Here is a 25,257-nt window from a genome sequence, read left to right as displayed (position 1 = left end):
GCGATAGGCATTTCTCGTTACAAAGGCATTGTTCTAGTCGCGTTCACTGAACCCTAAATTGGCTTGACGGTGAAAGCTTGTGTGCTATTAGACCATGGGATATGCTAGCTATAACAGACACAGAATATCTTGGCTTGGCTATAACAGATGACGAAGTATGAGCAGTTAGCGCAGGAATTAAAGACACGAATAGCCCAAGGTGTCTGGCAGGCGGGGGACAAGTTGCCGTCGCTGCGCCAAACTGTGGCCGATTCGGGCTTGAGTCTGATGACAGTGCTCAATGCCTATCAGTTATTGGAAAGCCAAGGCGTGATCTCGGCGCAGGCTAAGTCTGGCTATTTAGTGGCGCCAAAGCCGGAATTAATCGTGCGGCAGGGAGAAGCCTTTCGTTATCCCGAGCGACAAAAGCCGATTTATCTTTCCGATAGCGTGGATATTAATGAGTTTGTATTCAATGTTCTGCAGGCTTCAAAGCAGGCGGACATAGTGCCCTTTGGTTCAGGATTTCCCGATCCTAGTTTATTCCCGCAACAAGCACTGGCGCGATCTTTGGTTAAGGTGACTCGGCACATGTCACCTTCTTTTGCCGCCGATAATTTACCGCCAGGAAATGCGGGATTGCGTAAGGCTATTTCCCAACGTTATGCCAAATTGGGCATGAGCATTTCGCCCGACGAAATCATCATTACCTCGGGTGCCATGGAGGCGCTCAACTTGAGCTTAGCGACGCTGACTCAAGCGGGTGATTGGGTTGTCATTGAATCACCGACCTTTTATGGCGCGATGCAAGCCATTGAACGGCTTAAACTCAGGGCGATTGCGGTTGCTACCGATCCACAACAGGGGATTGATCTCGAGGCGTTGGCAGAAGTGTTAAATACCTATCCAGTGAAAGCCTGCTGGTTGATGAGCCAACATCAAAATCCTTTAGGTTGCAGTTTATCGGATGCTAAAAAACAGGCGCTTTATCAGCTACTAAACGAGCATAAGGTCAGTCTGATTGAGGATGATGTTTATCAAGAACTCTATGTCGACTCGAGCGCGCCAAGGCCAGTAAAAGCCTTCGATACCGAAGGACGGGTGTTGCACTGCGGCTCATTTTCTAAGTCTTTGATTGCTGGTTATCGTGTCGGCTGGGTAGCGGCAGGATGCCATGCACCGCAGTTACAACGCTTACAAGTCATGTCGACGTTATCGACCAGTGCGCCGATGCAGCTCGCCATCGCCGATTTTATCCAGTCGGCGCAATATGAACGGCATTTGAAACAGTTGCGTAAAAAGTTAGCCAGCCGTAAATTGGCCATGTATCAATTATTGTGCGCGCATCTGCCCGAATCTGTGGGGGTCAACTTCGCGCAGGGCGGCTATTTTCTCTGGTTAGCGCTGCCATTACACATGGACGCTACACAAATTTATTATCAGGCGATTGAGCGTGGGATCAGTATTGCACCCGGAAATCTCTTTAGTAATCAGGTCGAATTCCGCCATTTTATGCGTTTGAATGCCTCATACGAGTGCTCGCCAGAGATAGTCTCTGCGGTCGTGGTGCTGGCCGAACTTATCCGTAACTATTCGCGCCGAAGTTAAAGATGTGTCTAAAAAATTTTAGACTTCTAGATGTCTATCTGTTAGCTTGTTGAACATGCACAAATCTTGTGCAATTCTCAATGTCGATTGAATACTGGGCTGCTACGGATAAGGAAGGGAAAATGAAATTAGAGTCACTGGCATTACACCACGGTTATGAGTCAGAAGCGACCACGAAGGCGGCCGCAGTACCTATCTATCAAACGACCTCTTATACCTTCGATGATACCCAGCATGGTGCTGATTTATTTGACTTAAAAGTCGCTGGTAATATTTATACACGGATAATGAATCCTACTACTAGCGTGCTAGAGCAACGTCTGGCGGCCATTGAAGGCGGCATAGGTGCGCTGGCCGTGGCATCGGGTATGGCGGCGATTACCTATGCAATTCAAGCCTTGACTCAAGTTGGCGATAACATCGTCAGCACCAGTCAGCTCTATGGCGGCACCTATAATCTGTTTGCCCATACGCTGCCGCGCCAAGGCGTTGAAGTTCGCATGGCGGCCTTCGATGATTTTGAAGGCCTCGATGAGCTGATCGATGACAAAACTAAGGCCTTGTTCTGCGAATCGATTGGTAATCCAGCCGGCAATATTGTCGATTTACAGCGTTTAGCCGAGATTGCCCATAAACATGGCGTGCCTTTAATTGTCGATAATACGGTCGCGACTCCAGTGTTATGTCGCCCTTTTGAGCATGGCGCCGATATCGTTATTCACTCTTTAACTAAATATATTGGTGGCCATGGCACGACGATTGGCGGCGTGATTATCGATTCTGGCAAGTTCGATTGGGTGGCGAATAAGGAAAGATTTGCCTTACTTAATCAAGCTGATCCTTCCTACCACGGCGTGGTTTACACCGAAGCCTTTGGTCCTGCTGCATTTATTGGTCGTTGCCGTGTAGTACCGCTGCGTAATACCGGCGCCGCACTGTCACCGCACAGTGCATTTTTACTGTTGCAAGGCCTTGAAACCTTAAGCCTTCGAATGGAGCGCCATTGCTCGAATGCCTTGGCATTAGCTGAATATCTGGTGTTGCATCCGGCGGTCAGTTGGGTGAACTACGGCGCCTTGCCAAGCAGCCCTTATCAGGATAATTGCCACAAGATCACTGGCGGAAAAGCTTCTGGGATCATCAGCTTTGGGATTAAAGCGGCCACAGCAGAAGAAGGTAAGCTTGCTGGCGGACGTTTTATCGATGCACTGCTGATGATCCTGCGTTTAGTGAACATTGGGGATGCGAAATCCTTGGCCTGCCACCCTGCGAGCACTACGCACAGACAGCTCGATGCCGATGAACTGGCAAGGGCGGGCGTGTCTGAGGATCTTATCCGTATCTCGGTTGGGATTGAACATATCGACGACATCATTAACGATGTGGCGCAGGCGCTCGATAAGGCACTGGCGAGCAAATAGTCCATATTACATAACCGATACCTCATCGCTTTATTAAATCGTTAACAGTAAAAAGCCGCCATCGATTCAATTTGATAGCGGCTTTTTTAGTGCTTTAAAAACGATGTTAATCTTGCTGCAGTCGATTTCTCGCCTTTTGATAGAAGTAAGAAACAGTCAGCAAAATGACCCCGATCAGCATAAAGGCAATCACCTTTTGCACTAGCTCGAATGAAGCCATATCCAGTAATAGCACCTTGAGCGTCGATAAGGTAAATAGCCCAGCAGCGAGCCGGATCATATCGGCATTTTGTGGTTTTAAGCTGATAAACATCAACACACTGCCATGGATAACCAATAAAATCGCGCTGAGTGATGCGGCAATAATGTTATCGAAGCTATAACTCCACATGAAGTAACTCAAGGCGAGTAACAGATGCCAACCCCACTTAAGTCCTTGTAAAGGTAAGATGCGTCTATGCAAGCGTATTGCTGCACCGTGCTGCAAGATAAGCCTTGCTAGGAGTGCCAGTGATAAAAACTCGATTAACACAAACGAGGCATTATCACGATTAAGCCCGAGTGTTAGCTCAAAATGCAACATGATGGGCAACAGGGTTAAGCCTAAAGTGAGGCCATAGGCGAGATGGTAGCTTTCCTTTATTGCGGCTTGGATTTCGGCTGCGAGGGGGAATTTTGCGCTATATGAGGCTTGGCCTACAGATGCCTGACTTACACCTCTCAGGCTTAACCCTCTTTGGATTAGCAATGCAAAATAACCACTTAAGGCTAATGCTGTCATGGCTATTCCTACTAGCTCAGAATGATTAAAACCATAAACGATCACGGCCAATACCAGTGCAAAGTAATAAGGGCTTAATTGCCATTGTAGCTGCAGTAAGGGGCGCCATGTCTCGGGTAACTGGCGGTAGCGGAGCAGGGTGAAGCTCATAAAGAGGGCGCCAACGGCTAGCGCCGCGAGTCCTTGCCAAGCGTGAATAAGGCATAGCGAGGCTGTCATAAGAACCGCTAGCCAAGTGAGGATTTTGGCTTCTATGTTCAAACTCTTATGTTTAACAAAGTAGGCTAAACCTAGGCTCATAAAGGTGCTCAGCCAGAGTGCAATAGCGGTATATTCCCAATGGTTGCGGATGACTTTGGGCAGCAGAATAAGCGGCAGCAGCAAATAGCAGAAGATTTGCATCGTATAAGCGGCTTTGGCAAATAAGGCATCTTTATAGTGGCGACGATACCAATAATGGGCCAAGAGTAGGGCGATAAATAACTCAAACCGTGCCAGTTTTGCCATAAGCGGCTGGGCACTAAAGCTAAAACTGCCTGTGAGCGTTATGCCTTCAACAACCTTAAACAGCAGCGGCAATAGTAAGAGCCAAGCAGCAAACTCGCTGATAACGAGCCTGTCCTTTGCGCTCAAATACAGCAGTAATAGGCTGACCAGTGGCAAGATTGCGAGGTAGTAATCGCTGCTCAAAAGGTAAGCCGCGAGGATAATTGTCGCCACATAAAAACCGCTTAATAGCTCTTTTAACACTCTGTTTAGCTGACTTTCTAGGGTCAAAAGTAACGTATGATGGAGTGTTAATAGCCGAATCACTAAGACTAAGGCGGCGCAACTTAAGGCCAGTGCTAACAGTGGAAAGCCAAAAGCTGACAAGGGAGAAATTGGCGCTCCATCGATAAAGCTTGATTCTAAAAGGCTCATGCCCGTCAGTACACTAGACGCATTGAGCCCTAATCCCATCAGCAGCAATACATAGGCTTCGGCGCGAACGGAAATCAGTTCTTCTTTGGTGCCAATCCACAAGAGTAATAAGGCTTCGAGCAGTAATACTAATCCAAGGAAATTGTGGCTGAGTAAATACAGTGCGGCAAATCCTGCAAAACTCCCTGCAAAGACTAACAATAAGCCGTTGCGGGCTTTTTCTAGGTTGCCTGTGCGCTTCCAATAGAGGGCTGCGCAAATCAGGGCGTTGGCCGCAAAGATTTCCCCTGCGAACTCAGTAAATTGCGTCAACTCTAATAACACAAAGGCGAGCAATGCTATCGGTAGGGCGAGTATGCGATGGCTCAGTGCATTATGTTTTTCATCATGATGGGTAAACGGTTTGGTAAATAGTAGGCCTGTGATGCCGTAGAGATAAAAAAATGCATTAATACTGATAAGCGCGAGCAGACTGACGCCGCCAAAATCCCTGAGTGGTAATTCAATGAAATGGCTAAAAGTTTCGATGCAGCCTATGTGCAACAGGGCGGTGATTTCCAGTAGCAGCGGCCACTTAAGTTTGCGACTCTGGGCAAGGGCGCCGGCACCAATAAGCAGTAAATAAGGCAGATACAATAGCGGCGCATAGCTTTGGGATAACAGCATCATGGGCGCGGTCGAGCCACCGACTAAGGCGATCACGGCGATCACTTTGGCATCTAAGCGCATCGACAGGCCATAACCTGCCAAAGTGATCAATAACAGTAAGATAAAACTCGCGCTATTGGGAATTAACTCAAAATACGGCCCAATAAAGTACGCGCAGAGATAATTAAGTATGAGTCCGAGTCCGACAATACCTGAGCCAAAATCCGCCATACCCGCGCGTTTTTGGCGAATAAAAATCCCGCCCACTATGATAGCGTTCGCGCTGGCAAACCCGAGTAGCGCTTTGCCAAGTTCTGAAAACCAATGGTTGATTGAATATTGCAGTAAATAACCAAAGCCTAAGGTCAGGGTGATGATCCCTGCGACAGTCATTAAAAAGACAGGTCCTAATCCCTTAGCCTGATAATGATGGTAGAAAGATTTGACTTGCTCGTTGACTGCCGCAAAGGGTGCCATGACGGCCGCGAGTCCTTGGGATAGCAACTCATCAAATTGACTCGCCGCTTGCACGCTTGCCTGCAATTTGACTTCATCACTCAGCTGTTGATTTTGTGCTTGAATAGGGTGTTCGGTTTTAGCGGTTTGTTCTGTCGAGGTATTTTTCGTTTTTCTTTGCCAAGGGTCTTCTTGCCAAGGTTCTCCTGGTATAGGGCCTTGCTGCCATGGGTTGGGTTCTGCTGGGGCTGGTTCTACGGAAGCTGGCTCAAGGGTTGGTGTTTGTGCCGCATAGGTTAATGGGAGCGTGTCTTCAGCCGCAATTTGCTGACTTAAGGTCTCGAGCTTAGTGGAGAATTCTGCTAATTGACGACTGAGCGAAGATTGCTGCGATAAATGCAGCGATTGTAACTGTGCCAGCTCAGCTTTTAGTTGGGCAACGTCATCCTTTAACGGCATATCTCATTCCTAAGTGTTTAAGTGCTTAACTCATAAACCTTTGTCGGCAAGAAGTGTACTTGTATGTGTATTTTTCGGCTAGTTGTTGTTGATTTTTAGGAAATCTCCGACTGCTGCTTTTCCAACATGTCATTGCTCAGCATAAAAAGATCCCTGTATAAAAAAGAGCCAAACATTGCTGGCTCTCATTTAACGTGTCAATTTCGATGAGGTTATTTTTTCTGTGCCTGCAGGATCACAAATTTACCGTTGGAGGCGACTGTGGTGCAGTTCTTAAATAAGCGCTGTAATTTTACATGGTAAGCCAGATGACGGTTGCCGACGATATGTAAGATCCCCCCCTCTTTTAAGCGGCGGCGGGCATCTAAAAACATCTGCCAGGCGATATGATCGGTAATGGCTTCACCTTGATGGAACGGCGGATTACACAGTACCAGATCCGGTTGGACTTCTTCTGGCAGATGCGTCATGCAATCGTCCCAATAAAAGTGGCCTTTGTCTGCGGGCAATTGGTTGCGTGCCCAGTTTGCCTTGGCTGATGCGACTGCCATTTCTGAATCGTCGATAAAGTGAATGTCAGCCTCTGGGAATAACTGGGCGGTGCGTAACCCCAGCACGCCATTGCCACAGCCGAGATCGACAATCGACTTAAAATCCCCTTTGGGCAGATTCTCTAGCATGATGCGTGCGCCAATATCGAGTTTGTTGGCGGCAAACACATTACTTAAATTGCTGATCTCAAGTTGATATTCGGGTACGGCCCAAGTCACTTCTTTGGCTAATGGTCTTGGTTTGCCATCACTGACACAGGTGATCACTCGAGTGTTTTTCCACGCTAAACTGGCGCTTGCGGGGCCTAAATGCTTAGCAAAGATGTCGAGTAAGGCGCCATTAATCGATTTGGCTTTGGCGGCCACTAATACACGAGTGCCTGCGGGTAACACTTGCGACAGGCGCGTTAGCTGGTGGGCAAAGTAGCTTAAGTTCTTAGGCAACTTCATCAATACTAAGGCTAAGTTTTCCGGCAAGGTATCGCGGCTGGTAAACCATTGCAGATTATCCATAGGCAACTGATTGCGGCCATGGTTTTGTTCTGTGCCTAAAAAGCTGGTTCTGGCATCGGTTTCAACACGCAGTGGCCAACATGGATTCAATTTAGATAAACCGCAGCTTAAGGCGCCGAAACTGTCGTTGATAATGGCGGTTGGAACGGCGGCTTGCTCTGACTCAATAAGGCTTTTGAGTAAGTGTTCATCGGCGGCATCCCAAGCTTGAAGATTAGATTCCTGCTGAGCTGGATACCGTAAGAGTTCGAGTTCAACACCCGCTACTGAAAATTGTGTTGTCATGTGCCACACTGCGCCAATAAATTTAAGGCGCAGATTATCGCAGATTTCATGGCGCAGTGCGACGGCTCACATGGAGGACGTCAATGCAGCAAGGTAAGTTAGGGTTTGATACAGAGGGTGATGCTCAAATTAAACCGCCCATCACCTTAGTGCGGGGTTATCTTAATGCTGAGCAGCAAGCGGCGCTAATGAAAGAAGCGCTGACCTATCCCTTAAGTCGCCCTGAAATCCAAGTCTTTGGTCAGTTTCACGCGATTCCCCGCCAGCAAGTATGGTTTGGCGATTTGGGCTGCGACTATTTATATTCAGGACTGTTTATTCGTGCCTTACCTTGGCCTAAATATGCTCACAAGTTGAGGGATAAGTTAGCGCGGGATTATGGTTTGGAGAGCAATGGGGTATTAGTGAATCGCTACGCCGATGGTAAAGATTGTATGGGCGCTCACAGTGATGATGAACCTGAAATTGCTCAGGGGAGTCATATTGCTTCTATTACCTTAGGCGCCACGCGGGATTTTGTGTTTAAGCATAAGCACAGCCAAACCAAGTACAGCATAAGTTTGCACAGTGGCGATCTACTGATCATGCACTGGCCTATGCAAAGTGACTGGTTACACAGTTTACCTAAACGTTTGAAAGTAAAAGAGCCGCGTTGGAACTATACCTTTAGACAACTCATCGTTAATTTCCATGGTTAATTGCCTCCCGCTAACTGTCTATGGTGAAGCACTGCGAAATATGGCTGGATATAAAGTGGTAGGGCATCAACAAATTGAAAGCGTGAATTTGATCTTTTCAATTTGAAGCAGTACTCTGCGGCAACTGGATTTTCCCATTCTGAGACTCGAATATGTCCAATACTCATGTGCAGGGCACTGTGGCTAACACTATTTCGCAGAAATTAACCGAATGCTTTTCGCCGACCCATTTAGAAGTGATTAACGAAAGTAATCGTCACCATGTACCACCGAATTCAGAAACCCACTTTAAAGTTGTGCTGGTGAGCGAGCAGTTTGATGGCTTACGTTTATTAGCCCGTCATCGATTGGTCAACACTCACTTAGCCCATGAGTTAGCCAATGGCGTGCATGCTTTGTCTATTCACACTTTCACTCAAAATGAGTGGGATGCGAATGCACAAGTACCTAATACGCCAAATTGTCGTGGTTAATTAATCGTTCAGCAATACTGTTTAGCTTAGATTTCAAGGCCACTCTTCATAGAGTGGCTTTTTGTTTTAGACCAACTTAAGACTATTTTTGAGTTTGCCGACCTTAGTTTCTAGTTTCCCTACCTTAGTTTCTGTGTTAACAATATGTTTTATTTTAAGAGGTTGGGCGATGTGATTGTCGATACCCATCCTGAGTGCATTTCCATGTCAGTTGGATCCATGCGCTCGTTTGACATCAGAGAGAGTATTAAAAATGCGTAAGTTAGGGAGTTTGTTTATCTCAGTGCTGCTGATGGGACTGAGCGGTTGTAACCCCGTCTCCAGTGATGCGCAAAGCGTAGCCGCTTCCCACGCCGCAACTGATGTTCCCCACGCTTTACCTGCTATTGAATGGCGTCTTGCAACCTCTTGGCCGAAAAACTTCCCCGGTTTAGGCATGGCTCCTGAGCGTTTTGCGCATTTAGTCGATGAAATGTCTAACGGTCGGTTAAAGATTAGCGTTTATGGTGCGGGTGAGTTGATGCCCGCTTTTGCCGTATTTGATGGTGTGAGTCAGGGTAAAATTCAAATGGCCCACTCCGCTTCTTTCTACTGGAGAGGAAAAGCGCCCGCAGCGCAGTTTTTTTCATCGATCCCCTTTGGTATGACCGCACAGGAAATAAATGGCTGGCTTCACTATGGTGGTGGTATGGAGCTGTGGACTGAAGTGTATCAACCCTTTGGTATTATTCCCCTCGCGGGAGGCAATACTGGGATGCAGATGGGCGGCTGGTTTAATAAACCCATCAATACCATTGCTGATTTTAAGGGATTGAAGGTCCGCATGCCGGGCTTAGGTGGTGAAGTGTTGAAACGCGTTGGTGCTGTACCTGTAAACATGGCGGGGCGTGAACTTTATGGTGCACTGCAAACGGGGGCGATTGATGCCGCTGAGTGGGTAGGGCCAGTGAATGATCTTGCCTTCGGTTTACATAAAGTGGCTAAGTACTACTATTACCCTGGTTGGCATGAGCCAGGTTCAAATATGGAATTCTTGATTAATACAGCTGCCTTTGAGAGTTTACCTGAGGATTTACAGGCCATAGTCAGAGTTGCTGCGAGAGCCATTAACCAAGATATGCTCGATGAATACACGACCCGTAACGTGACCGCCCTTGAAACGTTAGTGAAGGACGAAGGTGTGGAGCTTAAAGCGTTTCCACCGAACGTCTTGTTGGAGCTTGAGAAAATTTCCAAACAAGTGATTGAAGATCAAGCGAATCAAGATCCCTTAATGCGAAAGGTGTACGATGCCTACCACACGTATGAGCAAGGTGTGCGCCAGTACCATAAAATATCTGAGGATGCTTACAGTCAACAGCGTCAACACTAAATGATGGTTTTTTTACTGCAAACTGTCACATTAGCATCTGATTTATATGAGATGATTTCATCTTAGATTATCTTGTTATCGGCGTAATTCATTTGGTGTTATGCTTGCAAGCCATAAATAGACAGTTACAGTGGCGTTGATGTCGCCCTGAGAATTTGGAGATCCCTATGCCATTACTTGATAGCTTTACCGTCGACCATACTCGGATGAATGCCCCTGCGGTTCGTATCGCTAAGCATATGAGCACGCCAAAGGGCGATGCCATTACTGTATTTGATTTACGTTTTTGCGCACCGAATAAAGAGATCCTCAGTGAGCGTGGTATTCATACTCTAGAGCATTTGTTCGCGGGTTTTATGCGTGACCATTTAAATGGCAGCGATGTTGAGATCATTGATATTTCGCCAATGGGATGTCGTACCGGTTTTTATATGAGTTTGATTGGTGAACCCACAGAGCGCCAAGTGGCCGATGCGTGGTTAGCCGCGATGGAAGATGTGCTTAAAGTGGTTGAGCAGTCTGAAATCCCTGAGCTGAACGAATACCAATGTGGTACGTATGAGATGCATTCATTAGAGCAAGCACAAGATATCGCCCGTAATATTATTGCGGCAGGCGTAAGTGTTAATCGTAATGACGATCTAAAATTAAGCGATGAAATTCTAGGTAACCTGTAATTGTTCGCACTCTTATAGTATGAGAGTGCTTCGTTAGTAAATTCAGTTTCCTGAAGTTAATAAGAGAAAGCGACGAGAGTCGCTTTTTTTTTCATTCAAACTCAGCTATTTTACAAGTTAATAACAAAAACACCGTACGCTAACAAAGTTTTTGGGAGCTTGGTATGCCTAGTCGTTACTTCACTGTATCACTTTGTGCAATTTCTGTATCTCTTGCCTGTTCTAGCACAACGTTCGCCGATGATCTTCACAGTCAAATGCTTGAATTGAACAAGCTCAATGACACATTTCATTCAACGTCTAATCGTTTAGCGTTAGGTCAATTGACGGCTTTGACGGTTTTGCCTGCGGATCTGAGTGGAAATCCCGCGAGCATCAGCATGCGCAGTGCGACTCAAGGTATTGCGGTATTACAAGATAGAGTGTATTTCTCACCTGCGCCTTATTCTGCACCGCAATTACAACTCTTACCTAATCTGCTGCAACAACAGAGTGTTACTGCCGCCCCGATGGCAAATATGGCTGTCGGTGGGCAAGGTGCGTTTGGGGTGGTGAGTTATCAAACCTTACCTGTTGCTGAGCAGACCGAGAATAGTAAGGCGACTCTCGAGGGCAATACCGATTCAGACTACAGTGTCGATATGAATTGGGGAGTGAAGCAAAAAGAGTATGGCATGATACTCGCGGTTAATTATGCAGATAATAGCGGCGCAGATCACTTGCTCAATGGTCAAGACACAGACCACCAAACGACAGACATCTTATTTAAAATTAACGCCGCGAGTTTACTCGGCGCCAGAAGTCCACAGGTGACTGAGTTTACTTACCAGTTTCTCGATGATGATAGTTATCGCTCTCAGCTTGGGTTAACACAGGCCGATTGGCAACAAGATCCTATGAGTTTGTATTCGGCCACTGCGGCGGATAAACATCAGGGGCGACATCATAAGTACCAACTGTCTCACCAAGTTACGCTCAATGGTGGGCATAAGGTCACCACAGACTTTTACTACCAGTCTTATTCGCAGCAATTAAACCAACTCAATCAATTTGATGGGCAAATGCTCGATGCCCAGAGTCTTGCTGCGTTGGCCGCATTTGAACGTCAGCCGACAGTCGATGGCGTCGAACTGGCTTCTTTACAGCAAGACAATGATTTCAGCTCCTTTGGGGCACAAACTGAATCAGTGAATCAGTATGGTGCCCATCAAATTATCTATAGCGCCCGTTATCATACGGATAAAGCCGAGATGCGCCTTGGCGATCAACAGAGTCTATGGCAGCAGGACTTGAGTTTAGTGAGTGATGCACAAAATGCGTTATTGGCCTATACCGACGATGCAACTGCATTTACTTCGGCAATCGATTCCTTGTTTAATTGGGACGAATTACAGATAAAGCTCGCGCTTGCCTATGAACAAGTGAGCGTCAATCGCAAGGTCGATTTAGCTTATGTAGGACTGGATGCGGCTGATTTCTCCGACAGCGATTGGATGCCACAACTCGGTGTTTTATATGATGCTGGAGATTGGCGCTTTAGTACGGATATTCGCCGCTCATGGACCGCCGCAAGTGCGGGGAATCTTGAGCAAGAGGCACAAGTATCATTGCAATATCAAGTCAGCGCCCAATATGCCAGTGAGCATTTTAGTGCTGACATCAAAACCTACGTTCAAGATTTTGATAACCTGCATGTCAATTGCGATGCGTATACCCAATGTGCCGACAGTCGCTTGTGGGTTCAAGGCAATGTCGTGGATGTGCTGACCAAAGGAGTTGAGCTGAATCTTGGCTACCAGTGGGATATTGGTAGTGTACAGTTACCATTAGTTTTAAATTATCAATATTCGAATTCGGAGTATCAAACCAATAGCTGTAACGAAATCCAAGGTTGCGTTGTGGCTGGTGATAGAGTGGCTTGGTTACCTGAGCAGCAATTGCATTTTAGTGCTGGAATGAAATATGCCGAATATGAATTGAATGCAAATGTCTTTTATCAATCCGAGCGGGAAATGGGCCAATTTGGTGCTGAATTACAACCTATCGCAGTACAATGGCGGGTAGATTTAGCGGCGAATTATCATTTTGATCGCCACCATGAGATTTATTTTAGGGTAGAAAATCTCTTAGATGAGTCATTAGTTACGACAGCATCAAATAGCGGAATTCGATCGGAAAATGGACGTATTAGCTATTTAGGTTATCAATGGCGCTTTTAAATTGAGTTTTATTTTGTTTGAATTTAAATCAATTGAAACAAATAAGATCGATTTCGGCTGCGTTTAGTGGACGTTTCGACTTTTTGCTAAATTAAATCTTTAATTATTAATGCTATAGTACCCAGTGGCCGTAATATTCTCTCTTTCTGATCAGTCACTAGGTCGGAAGGTGAACGCCGTAGCGCATGATTCTTTTCAATCCGTATTTTAGGTTTGAAATCACCTATAATTTTCGTGGCGATGCCAAGTCAATTGGGGTAAAATGCGCGCGACCAGCGTGATTGCGATCGCATTTCTGTGATAAATCTGCGCTAGCTCAATGCAGTAGGTTTTGTTTAAAACCTAAGTATTTAGCAGGAACGCGGCGCATTGTCTTTCCTTCAAACGTAGTGCTTGTGGATATGATTACAATTAAGAAAGGATTGGAACTGCCTATAGCAGGCGGACCAGAGCAAGTTATCCATAATGGCCCAGCCATTAAACATGTAGCTACTTTGGGTGAAGAGTATATTGGCTTACGTCCAACGATGAAGATCAAAGTGGGCGATAAAGTACAAAAAGGCCAAGTTCTTTTTGAAGATAAGAAGAATTTAGGCGTTAAATATACGGCTTTAGCCAGTGGTACTATATTAGACATTAACCGGGGCGCCCAGCGTGTTCTGCAGTCTGTTGTCATTGAAGTGGAAGGAAACGACAGCGTTGCCTTTGCTAAATATGATGCCACTGCACTCGATACGCTCGACTCGCAGTTAGTCCGTGACAATCTGATTGAATCAGGTTTATGGACTGCTTTGCGTACTCGTCCTTTTAGCAAAGTTCCTGCTGTAGACTCTTCTGCTGCTGGTATTTTTGTAACCGCAATAGATACTCAACCTCTTGCCGCTGATCCCGTTGTGGTGATCCGTGAGCATAAAGAAGATTTTGCTAATGGTCTTAAGGTCTTAGCAAGACTTACTGACGGTAAAGTTTACCTTTGTAAAGCGCCTGGCGCTGATATTCCTGCCGCAAACGCCCAAGTTGAAGAATTTGCCGGTGTGCACCCTGCAGGATTAGTCGGTACTCACATTCACTTCTTATTGTCTGCCTCTGCAAAACGTACCGTTTGGCATATTGGTTACCAAGATGTAATAGCAATTGGTCAGCTATTTACGACGGGTGAACTCAATACCGAACGTGTTATTGCGATCGCAGGCCCTAAAGCGGCTAAGCCAAGACTCGTACGCACTGTTGTGGGCGCGAGCATGACTGAATTAACCGCAGGTGAAGCCTTAGATGGCAATGTTCGTCTAATTTCAGGCTCTGTTCTGAATGGTCGTACAGCTGTTGGTCCACAAGGGTATTTAGGTCGTTACCATGTTCAAGTAAGTCTGTTAGAAGAAGGTACAGAGAAAGAATTTTTAGGCTGGGTATTACCAGGCTCAGACAAATATTCTATCACTCGTGCATTCTTAGGACATCTTGCTCCTTCTCGTCTGTTCAGCATGACGACCAGTACAGGTGGTTCAGACCGCGCTATGGTGCCAATTGGTAACTATGAGCGTGTAATGCCATTGGACATTCTTCCTACTATGTTGTTGCGTGACTTGATTTCAGGTGACTTTGACGGTGCTGCTACTTTAGGCGCGTTGGAGTTAGATGAAGAAGATCTCGCACTGTGTACGTTCGTATGTCCAGGCAAGTATGACTACGGTTCATATCTGCGTGACTGTCTAGATACGATCGAGAGGGAAGGCTAATGAGCTTGAAAGATTTTTTCGAACGTATTGAACCCGACTTTGAAAAAGGCGGTAAATACGAAAAGTTTTATGCCCTATTCGAAGCGGCATACACGATTTTTTATACCCCAGGTAAAGTGAACAAGGGCAAAACCCATGTTCGCGATAACCTCGATCTAAAACGTATGATGATTACGGTTTGGGCTTGTGCTTTCCCAGCGATGTTCGTGGGTATGTACAACGTAGGTTTACAAGCTCAATTAGCTTTAGTGGCTGGTTTTGCTACCCCTGACGTATGGCAAGTGAGCTTGTTCAGCATGTTCGGTACCGAACTGACGGCAAACTCTGGCTGGCCTGCGCTGATGTGGTATGGCGCCTGTTTCTTCCTACCTATCTACGCGGTGACCTTCGCCGTCGGTGGTATCTGGGAAGTGCTGTTTGCCTCTATCCGTGGTCATGAAGTCAACGAAGGTTTCTTCGTTACCTCTATCCTGTTCGCTTTAACGCTGCCAGCAACTATCCCATTATGGATGGTGGCGCTGGGTATCACCTTCGGTGTGGTCGTGGCGAAAGAAGTGTTCGGTGGTACAGGGCGTAACTTCTTAAACCCAGCACTAGCGGGTCGTGCCTTCTTGTTCTTCGCTTATCCGTTGAATATGTCAGGTGATACCTCATGGGTTGTGGCTGACGGTTACTCAGGTGCAACTGCACTGAGCCAAGCAGCGTCTGGCACTTTAGATTACGCAATTAACCAAAACTGGTGGGATGCGTTCTTCGGTTTCATTCCAGGTTCAGTGGGTGAAGTGTCTACATTAGCGATTCTGTTAGGTGGTTTGGTCATCATCTACACGCGTATCGCTTCATGGCGCATCGTTGGCGGTGTAATGGTGGGTATGATTGCCATTTCTACTCTGCTTAACGTTGTCGGTAGTGACACTAATCCAATGTTTGCAATGCCTTGGTACTGGCACTTAGTGTTAGGTGGTTTTGCGTTTGGCATGATGTTCATGGCGACAGACCCAGTGTCAGCGTCATTTACTAACCAAGCTAAATGGGCATACGGTATCTTGATCGGTGCAATGGCTGTGTTTATCCGCGTGATTAACCCTGCATTCCCTGAAGGCATGATGTTGGCAATTTTGTTTGCTAACTTGTTCGCGCCATTGTTCGACCACTTCGTGGTTCAGGCAAATATCAAGCGGAGGATTGCCCGTGGCTAGTAATAAAGATTCGTTCGGCAGAACCTTATTTATCGTCGTTGGCCTGTGTCTAATTTGTGCGATATTTGTGTCTACTGCAGCAGTGTTACTGAGACCGACTCAAGCAGAAAATAAACTGCTTGATAAGCAAAAGTACATTCTGGAAGCCGCTGGTCTTATCGATACTAAAGCTGGCAAAGTGACCAAAGCGCAAATTCTGGATACATACGGCAAACACATCGAAGCTAAACTGGTCGATTTGAAAACGGGTGCTTGGGTTGAGGGTGTTGATGCTGACACTTATGATCAACGTAAAGCGTCTCGTGATGTGAAAACCTCATTTGTACCTGAGAATGACATCGCTTCAGTGAAACGTGTTGCTGATAAGGCTGTGGTTTATCTTGTTCGTGACGGCCAAGGTAAATTAACCAGTGTCATTCTGCCAATCCATGGTTATGGCCTATGGTCTACTATGTATGCCTTCCTTGCTATGGATGCTGACCTAAACACAGTGCAAAGCTTAGTCTACTACGAGCACGGCGAAACGCCGGGCTTAGGTGGTGAAGTGCAAAATGCTCAGTGGAAAGCGAAATGGCATGGCAAAAAGTTATTTGATGAGCAAGGTAAACTCGCTATCAGCGTAACGAAAAACCCAACTGTTGCTAGCACTGAGTACGGTGTAGATGCATTATCTGGCGCAACCTTAACGAGTAACGGTGTACAACATTCACTGACATTCTGGTTGGGTAAAGAAGGTTTTGCGAGTTTCATTGAAAAAGCACGCAATGGAGGTCTCAACTAATGTCTGACGCTAAAGAACTGAAACAGGTTCTGACCGGACCTATAGTCAACAACAACCCGATTGCTTTACAAGTACTTGGTGTATGTAGTGCATTAGCGGTAACGAGCAAGCTCGAAACTGCACTGGTAATGGCGTTGGCGTTAACTGCGGTAACTGCGTTTTCGAACCTGTTTATCTCAATGATCCGTAATCATATTCCAAGCAGTGTGCGTATTATCGTACAGATGACCATTATTGCCTCTTTGGTAATCGTGGTTGACCAATTGCTGCAGGCTTATGCTTATCAGATCTCTAAGCAGCTGTCGGTATTCGTCGGTCTGATTATTACGAACTGTATCGTAATGGGTCGTGCCGAAGCTTACGCGATGAAAACACCGCCAATGATGAGCTTTATGGATGGTATCGGTAACGGTTTAGGTTACGGTGCAATTCTGTTAGCTGTTGGCTTCGTACGTGAACTGTTTGGTAACGGTTCTCTGTTCGGTGTTGAAATCCTGCACAAGATCTCTGATGGCGGCTGGTACCAACCAAACGGTCTGCTACTACTGCCTCCGAGTGCGTTCTTCCTGATCGGTGTTTTGATTTGGATTATTCGTACCTATAAGCCAGAGCAAGTTGAAGCAAAAGGGTAAGTGCGATGGAACATTATATTAGCCTGTTAATTCGCTCTGTTTTCATTGAAAACATGGCACTGGCCTTCTTCCTAGGTATGTGTACTTTCTTGGCTGTGTCTAAGAAAGTCACTACAGCCATGGGCCTAGGGATTGCGGTAGTTGTAGTGTTAACTATCTCTGTCCCAGCAAACCAAGTTATCTATCAAGGGCTGCTAGCTCCTGGTGCACTTGCTTGGGCTGGCGCACCTGAAGCTGACTTAAGCTTCTTGAAATTCATTACCTTTATCGGTGTGATTGCAGCTTTGGTTCAAATTCTGGAAATGGCACTGGACAAGTACTTTCCACCTTTGTACAACGCATTAGGTATTTTCTTACCTTTGATCACAGTGAACTGCGCGATTTTCGGTGCGGTATCATTCATGGTTGAGCGTGACTACAAGCTGGGTGAGAGTGTGGTGTTTGGTTTTGGCTCAGGAGTGGGTTGGGCATTAGCTATCGTATTGATGGCCGGTATCCGTGAGAAGCTGAAGTATGCCGACGTGCCTAACGGCCTACGTGGTTTAGGGATTACCTTTATCACCGCTGGTTTGATGGCCTTAGGTTTCATGTCGTTTTCAGGTGTGTCTCTGTAAGAGACACATAACGGCTTCTTGAATTGGACCTTCTAAGGATAAGTTAATGGATATTCTTGGTATTTTTAAATCTACTCCGCTCGAGGTTTACCTCGGTGTGAGTATGTTTACTGCTATCGTCCTCATCTTGGTATTAGTGATTTTATTCGCTAAGTCTAAGTTAGTGGCTAGTGGTGACATCACGATCGGCATTAATGACGATCCTGAAAAAGCGATTACAACCGGTGCGGGCGGTAAGTTGTTAGGCGTTTTGGCTAACAGCGGTATCTTCGTATCGAGTGCGTGTGGTGGCGGTGGCTCATGTGGCCAATGTCGCGTGGTGATTAAGTCTGGCGGCGGCGATATTTTGCCAACGGAACTTGACCACATCAGCAAAGGTGATGCCCGTAAAGGTTGTCGTCTTTCTTGTCAGGTTAACGTTAAGAACGATATGGAAATCGAGCTTGACGAAGAAATCTTCGGTATCAAGAAATGGGAATGTGAAGTTATCTCTAATGATAACAAAGCCACTTTCATTAAAGAACTGAAGCTACAAATTCCTGATGGCGAGTCTGTACCATTCCGTGCTGGCGGTTATATTCAAATCGAAGCACCAGCTCATCATATTAAATATGCAGATTTTGATGTACCTGCACAATACCGTGGCGACTGGGAACACTTCGGTTTCTTCAATCTTGAATCTAAGGTTGATGAAGAAACTATCCGTGCATACTCAATGGCTAACTACCCAGAAGAGTTCGGCATTATTATGCTGAACGTGCGTATTGCTACGCCTCCACCACGTAACTTGACTCTGCCTTGCGGTAAGATGTCATCTTACATTTGGAGCTTAAAAGCGGGCGATAAAGTGACAATTTCTGGCCCATTCGGTGAATTCTTCGCGAAAGATACCGATGCAGAAATGGTGTTTATCGGCGGTGGTGCGGGTATGGCGCCAATGCGTTCACATATCTTCGACCAACTGAAGCGTCTTCAGTCTAAACGTAAGATGAGCTTCTGGTACGGTGCACGTTCTAAGCGTGAAATGTTCTACGTAGAAGATTTCGACGGCCTAGTGGCTGAGAATGATAACTTCGTATGGCATGTGGCACTTTCAGATCCTCAACCAGAGGACAACTGGGATGGTTACACAGGTTTTATTCATAACGTATTGTATGAAAACTATCTGAAAAACCATGATGCTCCAGAAGATTGTGAGTTCTACATGTGTGGACCTCCAATGATGAACGCTGCCGTAATTGGTATGTTGAAAAATCTTGGTGTCGAAGACGAAAACATCCTGTTGGATGACTTCGGCGGCTAATGTTCATTAGTCCTAGATAGAAAAGTTGCAGATGTTGAGGTTAACCTTTCATCTGCAACTTTTGCATTTAAGGGCCCAAATAAGAGTAGTAGGTCACTATGTTTCAGACCTTAAAGATCAATACCTCAGCACTAAAGCATTCATTTAACTGGCTAGTCCTCGTGGGACTGGCCTTTTTTGTTTCAGCCTGTTCAAAGCAAAACGAAGTCATTTCGTTGGCCGGCAGCACTATGGGCACGACTTATCACATTAAAGTCGTCCCGAATGAGCAGATGCCGACGGCGCAGTTACTTCAAGCGGAGATTGATTTAGCCCTTGAGCTAGTCAATGACCAGATGTCGACCTATCGGCCTAATTCAGAATTATCCCGTTTCAACCAATTGCCATTGGAGCAAAGTGTTGAAGTCTCACCGGATACCATAAAAGTGGTGCAAGAGGGAATACGTTTATATCAAGTGACGGATAAGGCACTTGATATTACCTTAGGTCCTTTAGTTAATCTGTGGGGTTTTGGACCTGATAAGCGTCCAACGAAAGTTCCGACACAGGCTGATATTGATGCGGCTAAAGCCAAAACAGGGATTAGTGAACTTTCCATTGAAGGCAACCGTCTAAGTAAGCACAACACCCATTTATATGTAGATTTATCATCAATTGCGAAGGGATTTGGGGTTGATAAGATCGCTTCCATTCTTGATAAATACCACGCGACAGGGTATTTAGTCGAAATCGGTGGCGAACTGAGTATCAAAGGTGCCAAAGGTGATGGAAGCTCTTGGCGTGTTGCTATAGAGCAACCGACCAATGATGGCTCTGAAGCCGTACAGCAGGTTATTGCACCTGGTACTATGGCGATGGCGACCTCTGGTGATTATCGTAATTATTATGAAGAAGACGGCCAACGTTTTACGCATATAATCGATCCGCGTACTGGTTTACCGATAAATCATAAGTTAGCATCCGTGACGGTATTGCATCAAAATTGTATGACGGCCGACGGTTTTGCGACGGCCATGATGGTTTTGGGCACAGAAGCATCATTGGAGCTTGCCAAGAAGGAACACTTGGCGATAATGCTAATCGAAAAGCAAGGCGACGGATTTAAGGTCTATTACAGCGACGCCTTCAAGCCTTTCCTTATTTAGTTTTTGGAGTAAACCATGACCTCTTTTATCGCGGCATTTGTGATCTTGTTAGTCTTCTTTTTGCTCATGTCGATTGGTTATCTTATCAAGCGCAAAGCCGTTGAAGGAAGTTGTGGCGGTTTAGGTGTTCTAGGGATTGAAAAAGCGTGTGATTGTGATGACCCTTGTGACAAACGTAAACGTCGTATGGCCGCTGAAGAAGCGCGTCGTGAGAAGTTAACGAAAGACCGCATTATCTAAATAGTCTTGATTCGATCATAGCCTCCGATTTAGGGGGCTATTTTTTTGCCTCGTATTTTCTTACACGGGTTAATCATTTGAGATTTATCCTTGGGATTAGAGTGGGATAGCAAGTTAATCTAAGCAGGAATGAGAATGCTTTTCATCATTAAGTGGGTGAAATATAAAGATAATTTGAGTTGGCTGCTGAATTGTACTAGGCTAGAAGCTTGATTTAGATCAATCTTTTCACGCATACCAAGGATAGTAACTTATGAAAGGTCATCCTAAAGTGGTTGGGCAACTGAATCGGGTGCTTACCTGTGAGTTGACCGCCATCAATCAATATTTTCTCCATGCCCGCATGTTTAAGCACTGGGGCCTTGAGAAGCTAAATCACGTCGAATACAAAAAATCCATCCAAGATATGAAGCACGCCGATAAGCTCATCGAGCGCGTACTGTTTTTGGAAGGCCTGCCAAATCTGCAGCAACTCGAGAAACTTCGCATTGGTGAACATAGCCAAGAAATGCTCGACTGCGATCTGGCCATGGTGCAAGAGCAGCTTACATTGCTGCGTGATGCCATTAGCCTGTGTGAAACCGAGCAAGACTATGTGAGCCGCGATCTGCTGGAAGACATTCTCGAAGATGAGGAAGAGCATTTAGATTGGCTCGAGTCGCAGCAAGAGCTCATTACGCTAACCGGTATTCAAAATTATCTACAATCGCAAATTAGCGACCAATAGGAGCGGGATATGAAAGGCGATAAAGACGTCATCGATGCGTTAAATCGACTCCTAACGGGAGAACTCTCGGCAATGGATCAGTATTTTGTCCATGCCCATATGTACGAAGATTGGGGCCTGAATGAACTCTATGAGCGTATCGCTCATGAGTCAGATGATGAGAAAGCCCATGCAGCCAAATTAGTGCAGCGCATTTTATTCCTCGAAGGTACACCCAATGTTGCCGCCCGTGAGGCATTGAACATAGGTAAAGATGTAGAAGAGATGCTACGTAATGATCTTGCCTATGAATACAAGGTCGCGGACGATTTGCGCAAAGTGATTGCACTGTGTGAGCAGAAGCAAGATTACCAGACCCGCGAAATCCTTGAAGTATTACTCGACGATACAGAGTCTGACCATATGTATTGGCTCGAAAAACAACTTGGGCTTATCGACCGTGTTGGGCTGCAAAACTACCTGCAAACTAAGATGTGAGCCTTAGATTGTTAGGTTGAGTAAATACCTAGGCCACTGAGTGTAATGGCCTAGGAAACTCAGTTATTAAGCATGTCTGTTGTTCCTCACACTTGTCTTGTTCTCTTTTTCAGCGCTAGGCCACATCTTATTGGCCCCAAATCTATCAGGAATACTTGATTACTGTTTTTATATACAGTATTTTGGCGTTGGAGGAATTCAACGTGCGAAAAATTATTCATATCGATATGGACTGCTATTTTGCTGCAGTGGAAATGCGCGACTTTCCTGAGTACCGTGGCAAGCCTTTAGCCGTGGGTGGCAGTAGCGACCGTCGCGGTGTTATCAGTACTTGCAGTTACGAGGCACGTAAATTCGGTGTACGTTCAGCAATGGCAACGGCTTATGCCTTTAAGTTGTGCCCTGAGCTGATTTTAGTACCAGGCCGGATGCAGGTTTACAAAGAAGTGTCGCTACAAATTCGTGAAATATTTTCTCGCTATACCCAATTAATTGAGCCGCTTTCCTTAGATGAAGCTTATTTGGATGTGAGTGAGTGCCAGCAATATAAGGGCTCAGCGACCTTGATTGCCCAAGCGATTCGTCGCGATATCTTAGCCGAAACGGGTTTAACCGCATCGGCGGGTATCGCGCCAGTAAAATTTTTAGCTAAGGTCGCCTCGGATCTGAACAAGCCAAACGGCCAATATGTCATTACGCCAGAGACGCTTTCTGAGTTTGTTAAGACCTTATCGCTGCGTAAAATTCCCGGTGTTGGTAAAGTCACCGCAGAAAAGCTCTCTTCGCTCGGGCTCAATACCTGTGGTGATGTGCAAGCTTATTCTAAACCTGAGCTCTTAGCGCGATTCGGTAAGTTTGGTGGTGTGTTGATTGAGCGTTCCCAAGGCATAGATGAACGGGGGATTTCTGCCGACAGAGAGCGCAAATCAGTGGGGGTTGAAACCACATTAGCAAAGGATATTTATAGCTTAGAGCAGTGCCAGCAGGTGATGCCGAGTTTGATCCAAGAACTGTCGTTGCGTTTAAGTCGCAGTGCTAAGGAACGCAAAATACATAAACAGGTGGTCAAACTTAAGTTTAACGATTTCAAGCAGACTACAATTGAGCACCGCAGCGATGAAGTCTCGATTGTAATGTTCTATGAGCTACTCGCACAGGCTATGGAAAGGCAAGAAGGCCGTGGCATTCGTCTATTGGGTATTTCGGTCGGCCTTACCGATTCTACTCTTGTCGTCACCACAAGCTTAAACGGCCAGACTCAGCTGGATTTAGCACTCTAGCCGTTTATTGAGTTGATAAGCCGCAGACTCATGCCTGCATTGGCTCAATAAGCCTCGGGTGGATTCGCCAACATAAAATCAATTAACAGTCTGACCCGTAAGGGCAGGTTGTCTCGATCGCGATACATCAAGTAGGCGGTGCGCGGAATACCTTGCCACTCGGGCAGTATTTGAATGAGTTTGCCACTTCGTATCTGTTCACTCGCCATGCTGATGGGTATGAGTCCAATCCCAAGCCCCGCCACCACGGCCTGACAGGCAATCGCCATATCATCGACGGCTAATTTGATATTCCCCCTTGGTTCAAACTCGACATTTTGCCCTGTGCTATTGTGCTGTAAACGCCACGTTTTTGTGGGCTTGGCGATGATAACCGGATGCTGATCCAGCTCTTCAATGGATTGCAGCGCATGCCACTGCGTTGCTGATGTGCTGGTGCAAAGTACAAAGCTAATCGTGGTAAGTGGCCTTGCAATCCAATCGGGATCTTTAGGTTCGCCCACTCGAAAGGCGATATCGATGGCGTTTTCACTGACATCGATATTCATGTTCGACAGGCTTAAATCGATGTCGATATTGGGATAATGCCGTTGAAAGGCGTTGAGTGATTCACCTAGCCAGCGATAGGTTGTATTGATGGGCGCCGAGATCCGCAGTTTGCCAACCGCTTGATGTTTATCCGCATGCAACTCACCAGATACCTGGTTTAACTCGATAAACAGCGGGCCGCAGCGTTCGAGATACCGCTGACCTGTGGCGGTAAGGTTGACTTTATGGGCGTCTCTGTGCAGTAAACGCAGACCTAAGGATTGTTCTAACAGATTGATTCGACGGCTTAAGGTTGAAGGTGGAATGCCTAAATGCTGCGCCGCGAGCTTAAAACTCCCTTGCTGTGCCACCACCCAAAATAAGCGCATATCGTCTAAGGAATAATTAAGTTTCATATTTGGAATTTAAGCTCTCAATATTGTGTATTTTAATAATATATGAAACTTATAAACTAAGCTCAATCCCAATTACCTCCCTAGAGGCCGATATGAAATCCCATACACCTTACATGACATTCGTTTGTCTACTGATTTGCGTTTTTAGCTGGGGCAGTGTGTTTCCGATTGCTAAGCGAGTGCTGGAGGAGATGTCAGGAGAATCCCTCGTCTTCTGGCGTTTTACCATTGCGGCTGTGACTCTAGCGTTATATATCGTTTTTACTCGTCAGGTTTGGCCCAAATTGAGTTTGGTGCAATATATTGTCATAGCGTTAGTGGGTGTGATTGGTGTGGGCGGCTTAAATCTGGCGTTATTTAATGGCCTGCAGCATACCTCTGCTGCCAATGGTGCCTTGATTATGGCGCTCAGCCCGCTGGTGACTTCAATCGTCAATGCGCTATTACAGCGTGAATGGCTCAGCAGACAACAAGTGTTTAGCTTAGTGGGTGGATTGGCGGGCGTACTGCTAGTGATAACCAACGGTAGTGTTCAGCAGTTGCTCAACTTTAGTTTTAACCAAGGTGATGTGATGATTGCCGCCGGCATGTTGGCGTGGAGTGGTTATACCATTTGTTCGCAACGGGTCGGCCATTGGTTGCCTGTGTTGCCCTTTACCTTGCTGAGTATGATAGCTGCCAGTGTGTCTATGTCCGTGGTTGGGCTTGGCCGCGGTGAGTTTCACCCTTGGCTGGAGTTGATGGAACTGTCGGCAACGGCTTTTTCTAGCGTGCTCTACATAGGTTTGTTCGCCACTGTGCTCGGTTATCTGTTTTGGATTAACGGTGTTAAGGCGCTTGGCCCCGCTAAGGCATCGATTTTTTTTAATCTCGTGCCCGTTTTTGCAGCATTAACGGCGTTAGCCATGGGGCAGGCGGTGACGGAAATTCAATTGGTAGGGATGCTGATAGTGATCCTTGCGTTGATGTTACCTATGTTAGTCAACTTACGCGCGGCAAGAGGCTTAGTGGTTAAGCGCTGCTAATCAGTGCTAGCTTTGCTGTTTAAATATAAGGGAGCACCTGAATTCAGATAATCACTGCGACAGGTTTATGCTCCCTTATTCGTTAGAGGGGAC

General features: G+C 46.1%; 22 protein-coding genes. 19 read left to right on the top strand and 3 right to left on the bottom strand.

What is annotated here, in order from left to right; translation table 11 throughout:
• Positions 1–147 precede the first annotated feature (147 nt).
• Both RA178_RS17390 and RA178_RS17385 read left to right on the top strand, forming a co-directional pair.
• Positions 148–1,587, top strand: coding sequence for an aminotransferase-like domain-containing protein (locus tag RA178_RS17390; protein WP_306683041.1), 1,440 nt, complete (start codon positions 148–150; stop codon positions 1,585–1,587).
• Positions 1,588–1,709: 122 nt separating this feature from the next.
• On the top strand, positions 1,710–3,008 hold the full coding sequence (locus RA178_RS17385) for an O-acetylhomoserine aminocarboxypropyltransferase/cysteine synthase family protein (RefSeq protein ID WP_306683039.1): 1,299 nt from the start codon (positions 1,710–1,712) through the stop codon (positions 3,006–3,008).
• 106 nt (positions 3,009–3,114) lie between these two features.
• Here RA178_RS17385 and RA178_RS17380 read toward each other — a convergent pair whose 3' ends face one another.
• Positions 3,115–6,273, bottom strand: coding sequence for a DUF2339 domain-containing protein (locus tag RA178_RS17380; protein WP_306683038.1), 3,159 nt, complete (start codon positions 6,271–6,273; stop codon positions 3,115–3,117).
• A gap of 212 nt (positions 6,274–6,485) precedes the next feature.
• On the bottom strand, positions 6,486–7,622 hold the full coding sequence (locus tag RA178_RS17375; protein ID WP_306683036.1) for a methyltransferase: 1,137 nt from the start codon (positions 7,620–7,622) through the stop codon (positions 6,486–6,488).
• An 83-nt stretch (positions 7,623–7,705) separates the two neighbouring features.
• On the opposite strand from RA178_RS17375, the gene RA178_RS17370 reads away from it, so the two are divergent.
• The 16 genes from RA178_RS17370 (at position 7,706) to dinB (ending at position 23,195) form a co-directional block, all read left to right on the top strand.
• A complete protein-coding gene (locus RA178_RS17370; protein ID WP_263211568.1) occupies positions 7,706–8,320 on the top strand; it encodes an alpha-ketoglutarate-dependent dioxygenase AlkB family protein in 615 nt (204 codons plus the stop codon).
• A gap of 152 nt (positions 8,321–8,472) precedes the next feature.
• Positions 8,473–8,793, top strand: a complete 321-nt coding sequence (locus tag RA178_RS17365) for a BolA family protein (RefSeq protein WP_028761572.1) — start codon at positions 8,473–8,475, stop codon at positions 8,791–8,793.
• Between the two features lie 253 nt (positions 8,794–9,046).
• On the top strand, positions 9,047–10,165 hold the full coding sequence (locus tag RA178_RS17360) for a TRAP transporter substrate-binding protein (RefSeq protein WP_263200414.1): 1,119 nt from the start codon (positions 9,047–9,049) through the stop codon (positions 10,163–10,165).
• Between the two features lie 167 nt (positions 10,166–10,332).
• Positions 10,333–10,842, top strand: coding sequence for an S-ribosylhomocysteine lyase (luxS, locus tag RA178_RS17355; RefSeq protein WP_028761570.1), 510 nt, complete (start codon positions 10,333–10,335; stop codon positions 10,840–10,842).
• Between the two features lie 164 nt (positions 10,843–11,006).
• Positions 11,007–13,061 (top strand): TonB-dependent receptor domain-containing protein, encoded by a 2,055-nt coding sequence (locus RA178_RS17350; protein ID WP_306683030.1) that lies wholly within the window; start codon positions 11,007–11,009, stop codon positions 13,059–13,061.
• 401 nt (positions 13,062–13,462) lie between these two features.
• Positions 13,463–14,797 (top strand): Na(+)-translocating NADH-quinone reductase subunit A, encoded by a 1,335-nt coding sequence (locus tag RA178_RS17345; RefSeq protein WP_028761568.1) that lies wholly within the window; start codon positions 13,463–13,465, stop codon positions 14,795–14,797.
• Entirely contained in the window at positions 14,797–15,996 is a 1,200-nt protein-coding gene (locus RA178_RS17340) for an NADH:ubiquinone reductase (Na(+)-transporting) subunit B (RefSeq protein WP_105250021.1), read from the top strand. The genes RA178_RS17345 and RA178_RS17340 overlap by 1 nt, the downstream gene beginning before the upstream one ends.
• Positions 15,989–16,777 (top strand): Na(+)-translocating NADH-quinone reductase subunit C, encoded by a 789-nt coding sequence (locus RA178_RS17335; protein ID WP_028761566.1) that lies wholly within the window; start codon positions 15,989–15,991, stop codon positions 16,775–16,777. Before RA178_RS17340 ends, RA178_RS17335 begins: the two co-directional genes overlap by 8 nt.
• The gene (locus RA178_RS17330) at positions 16,777–17,409 is read left to right on the top strand and encodes an NADH:ubiquinone reductase (Na(+)-transporting) subunit D (RefSeq protein ID WP_006080467.1); all 633 of its coding nucleotides are present in this window, start codon (positions 16,777–16,779) and stop codon (positions 17,407–17,409) included. Before RA178_RS17335 ends, RA178_RS17330 begins: the two co-directional genes overlap by 1 nt.
• 5 nt (positions 17,410–17,414) lie before the next feature.
• Positions 17,415–18,023, top strand: a complete 609-nt coding sequence (gene nqrE / locus RA178_RS17325; RefSeq protein WP_006080469.1) for an NADH:ubiquinone reductase (Na(+)-transporting) subunit E — start codon at positions 17,415–17,417, stop codon at positions 18,021–18,023.
• 46 nt (positions 18,024–18,069) lie between these two features.
• Positions 18,070–19,326: an NADH:ubiquinone reductase (Na(+)-transporting) subunit F gene (gene nqrF, locus RA178_RS17320; protein WP_306683017.1), complete on the top strand. Its 1,257-nt coding sequence runs from the start codon at positions 18,070–18,072 to the stop codon at positions 19,324–19,326.
• Between the two features lie 98 nt (positions 19,327–19,424).
• On the top strand, positions 19,425–20,471 hold the full coding sequence (locus RA178_RS17315; protein WP_131523870.1) for an FAD:protein FMN transferase: 1,047 nt from the start codon (positions 19,425–19,427) through the stop codon (positions 20,469–20,471).
• 15 nt (positions 20,472–20,486) lie between these two features.
• Complete coding sequence (gene nqrM / locus RA178_RS17310; RefSeq protein WP_105250019.1) at positions 20,487–20,711, top strand: (Na+)-NQR maturation NqrM; 225 nt, start codon at positions 20,487–20,489, stop codon at positions 20,709–20,711.
• Between the two features lie 253 nt (positions 20,712–20,964).
• Entirely contained in the window at positions 20,965–21,438 is a 474-nt protein-coding gene (gene bfr / locus RA178_RS17305) for a bacterioferritin (RefSeq protein ID WP_011845996.1), read from the top strand.
• A 9-nt stretch (positions 21,439–21,447) separates the two neighbouring features.
• The gene (gene bfr / locus RA178_RS17300; RefSeq protein WP_011918791.1) at positions 21,448–21,915 is read left to right on the top strand and encodes a bacterioferritin; all 468 of its coding nucleotides are present in this window, start codon (positions 21,448–21,450) and stop codon (positions 21,913–21,915) included.
• A 203-nt stretch (positions 21,916–22,118) separates the two neighbouring features.
• A complete protein-coding gene (gene dinB / locus RA178_RS17295) occupies positions 22,119–23,195 on the top strand; it encodes a DNA polymerase IV (RefSeq protein WP_263208629.1) in 1,077 nt (358 codons plus the stop codon).
• Positions 23,196–23,239: 44 nt separating this feature from the next.
• Here the strand turns inward: dinB and RA178_RS17290 are convergent, their stop codons facing one another.
• A complete protein-coding gene (locus tag RA178_RS17290) occupies positions 23,240–24,139 on the bottom strand; it encodes a LysR family transcriptional regulator (protein WP_173246432.1) in 900 nt (299 codons plus the stop codon).
• Positions 24,140–24,231: 92 nt separating this feature from the next.
• Here RA178_RS17290 and RA178_RS17285 point away from each other — a divergent pair, with 92 nt between their 5' ends.
• Entirely contained in the window at positions 24,232–25,164 is a 933-nt protein-coding gene (locus RA178_RS17285) for a DMT family transporter (protein WP_306683011.1), read from the top strand.
• Positions 25,165–25,257 lie beyond the last annotated feature (93 nt).

Source organism: Shewanella oncorhynchi (assembly GCF_030848765.1).
Lineage (GTDB): Bacteria > Pseudomonadota > Gammaproteobacteria > Enterobacterales > Shewanellaceae > Shewanella > Shewanella oncorhynchi.
Note: the sequence above shows the minus strand (reverse complement) of the source record. Positions and strands in the feature narration are given on the sequence as shown.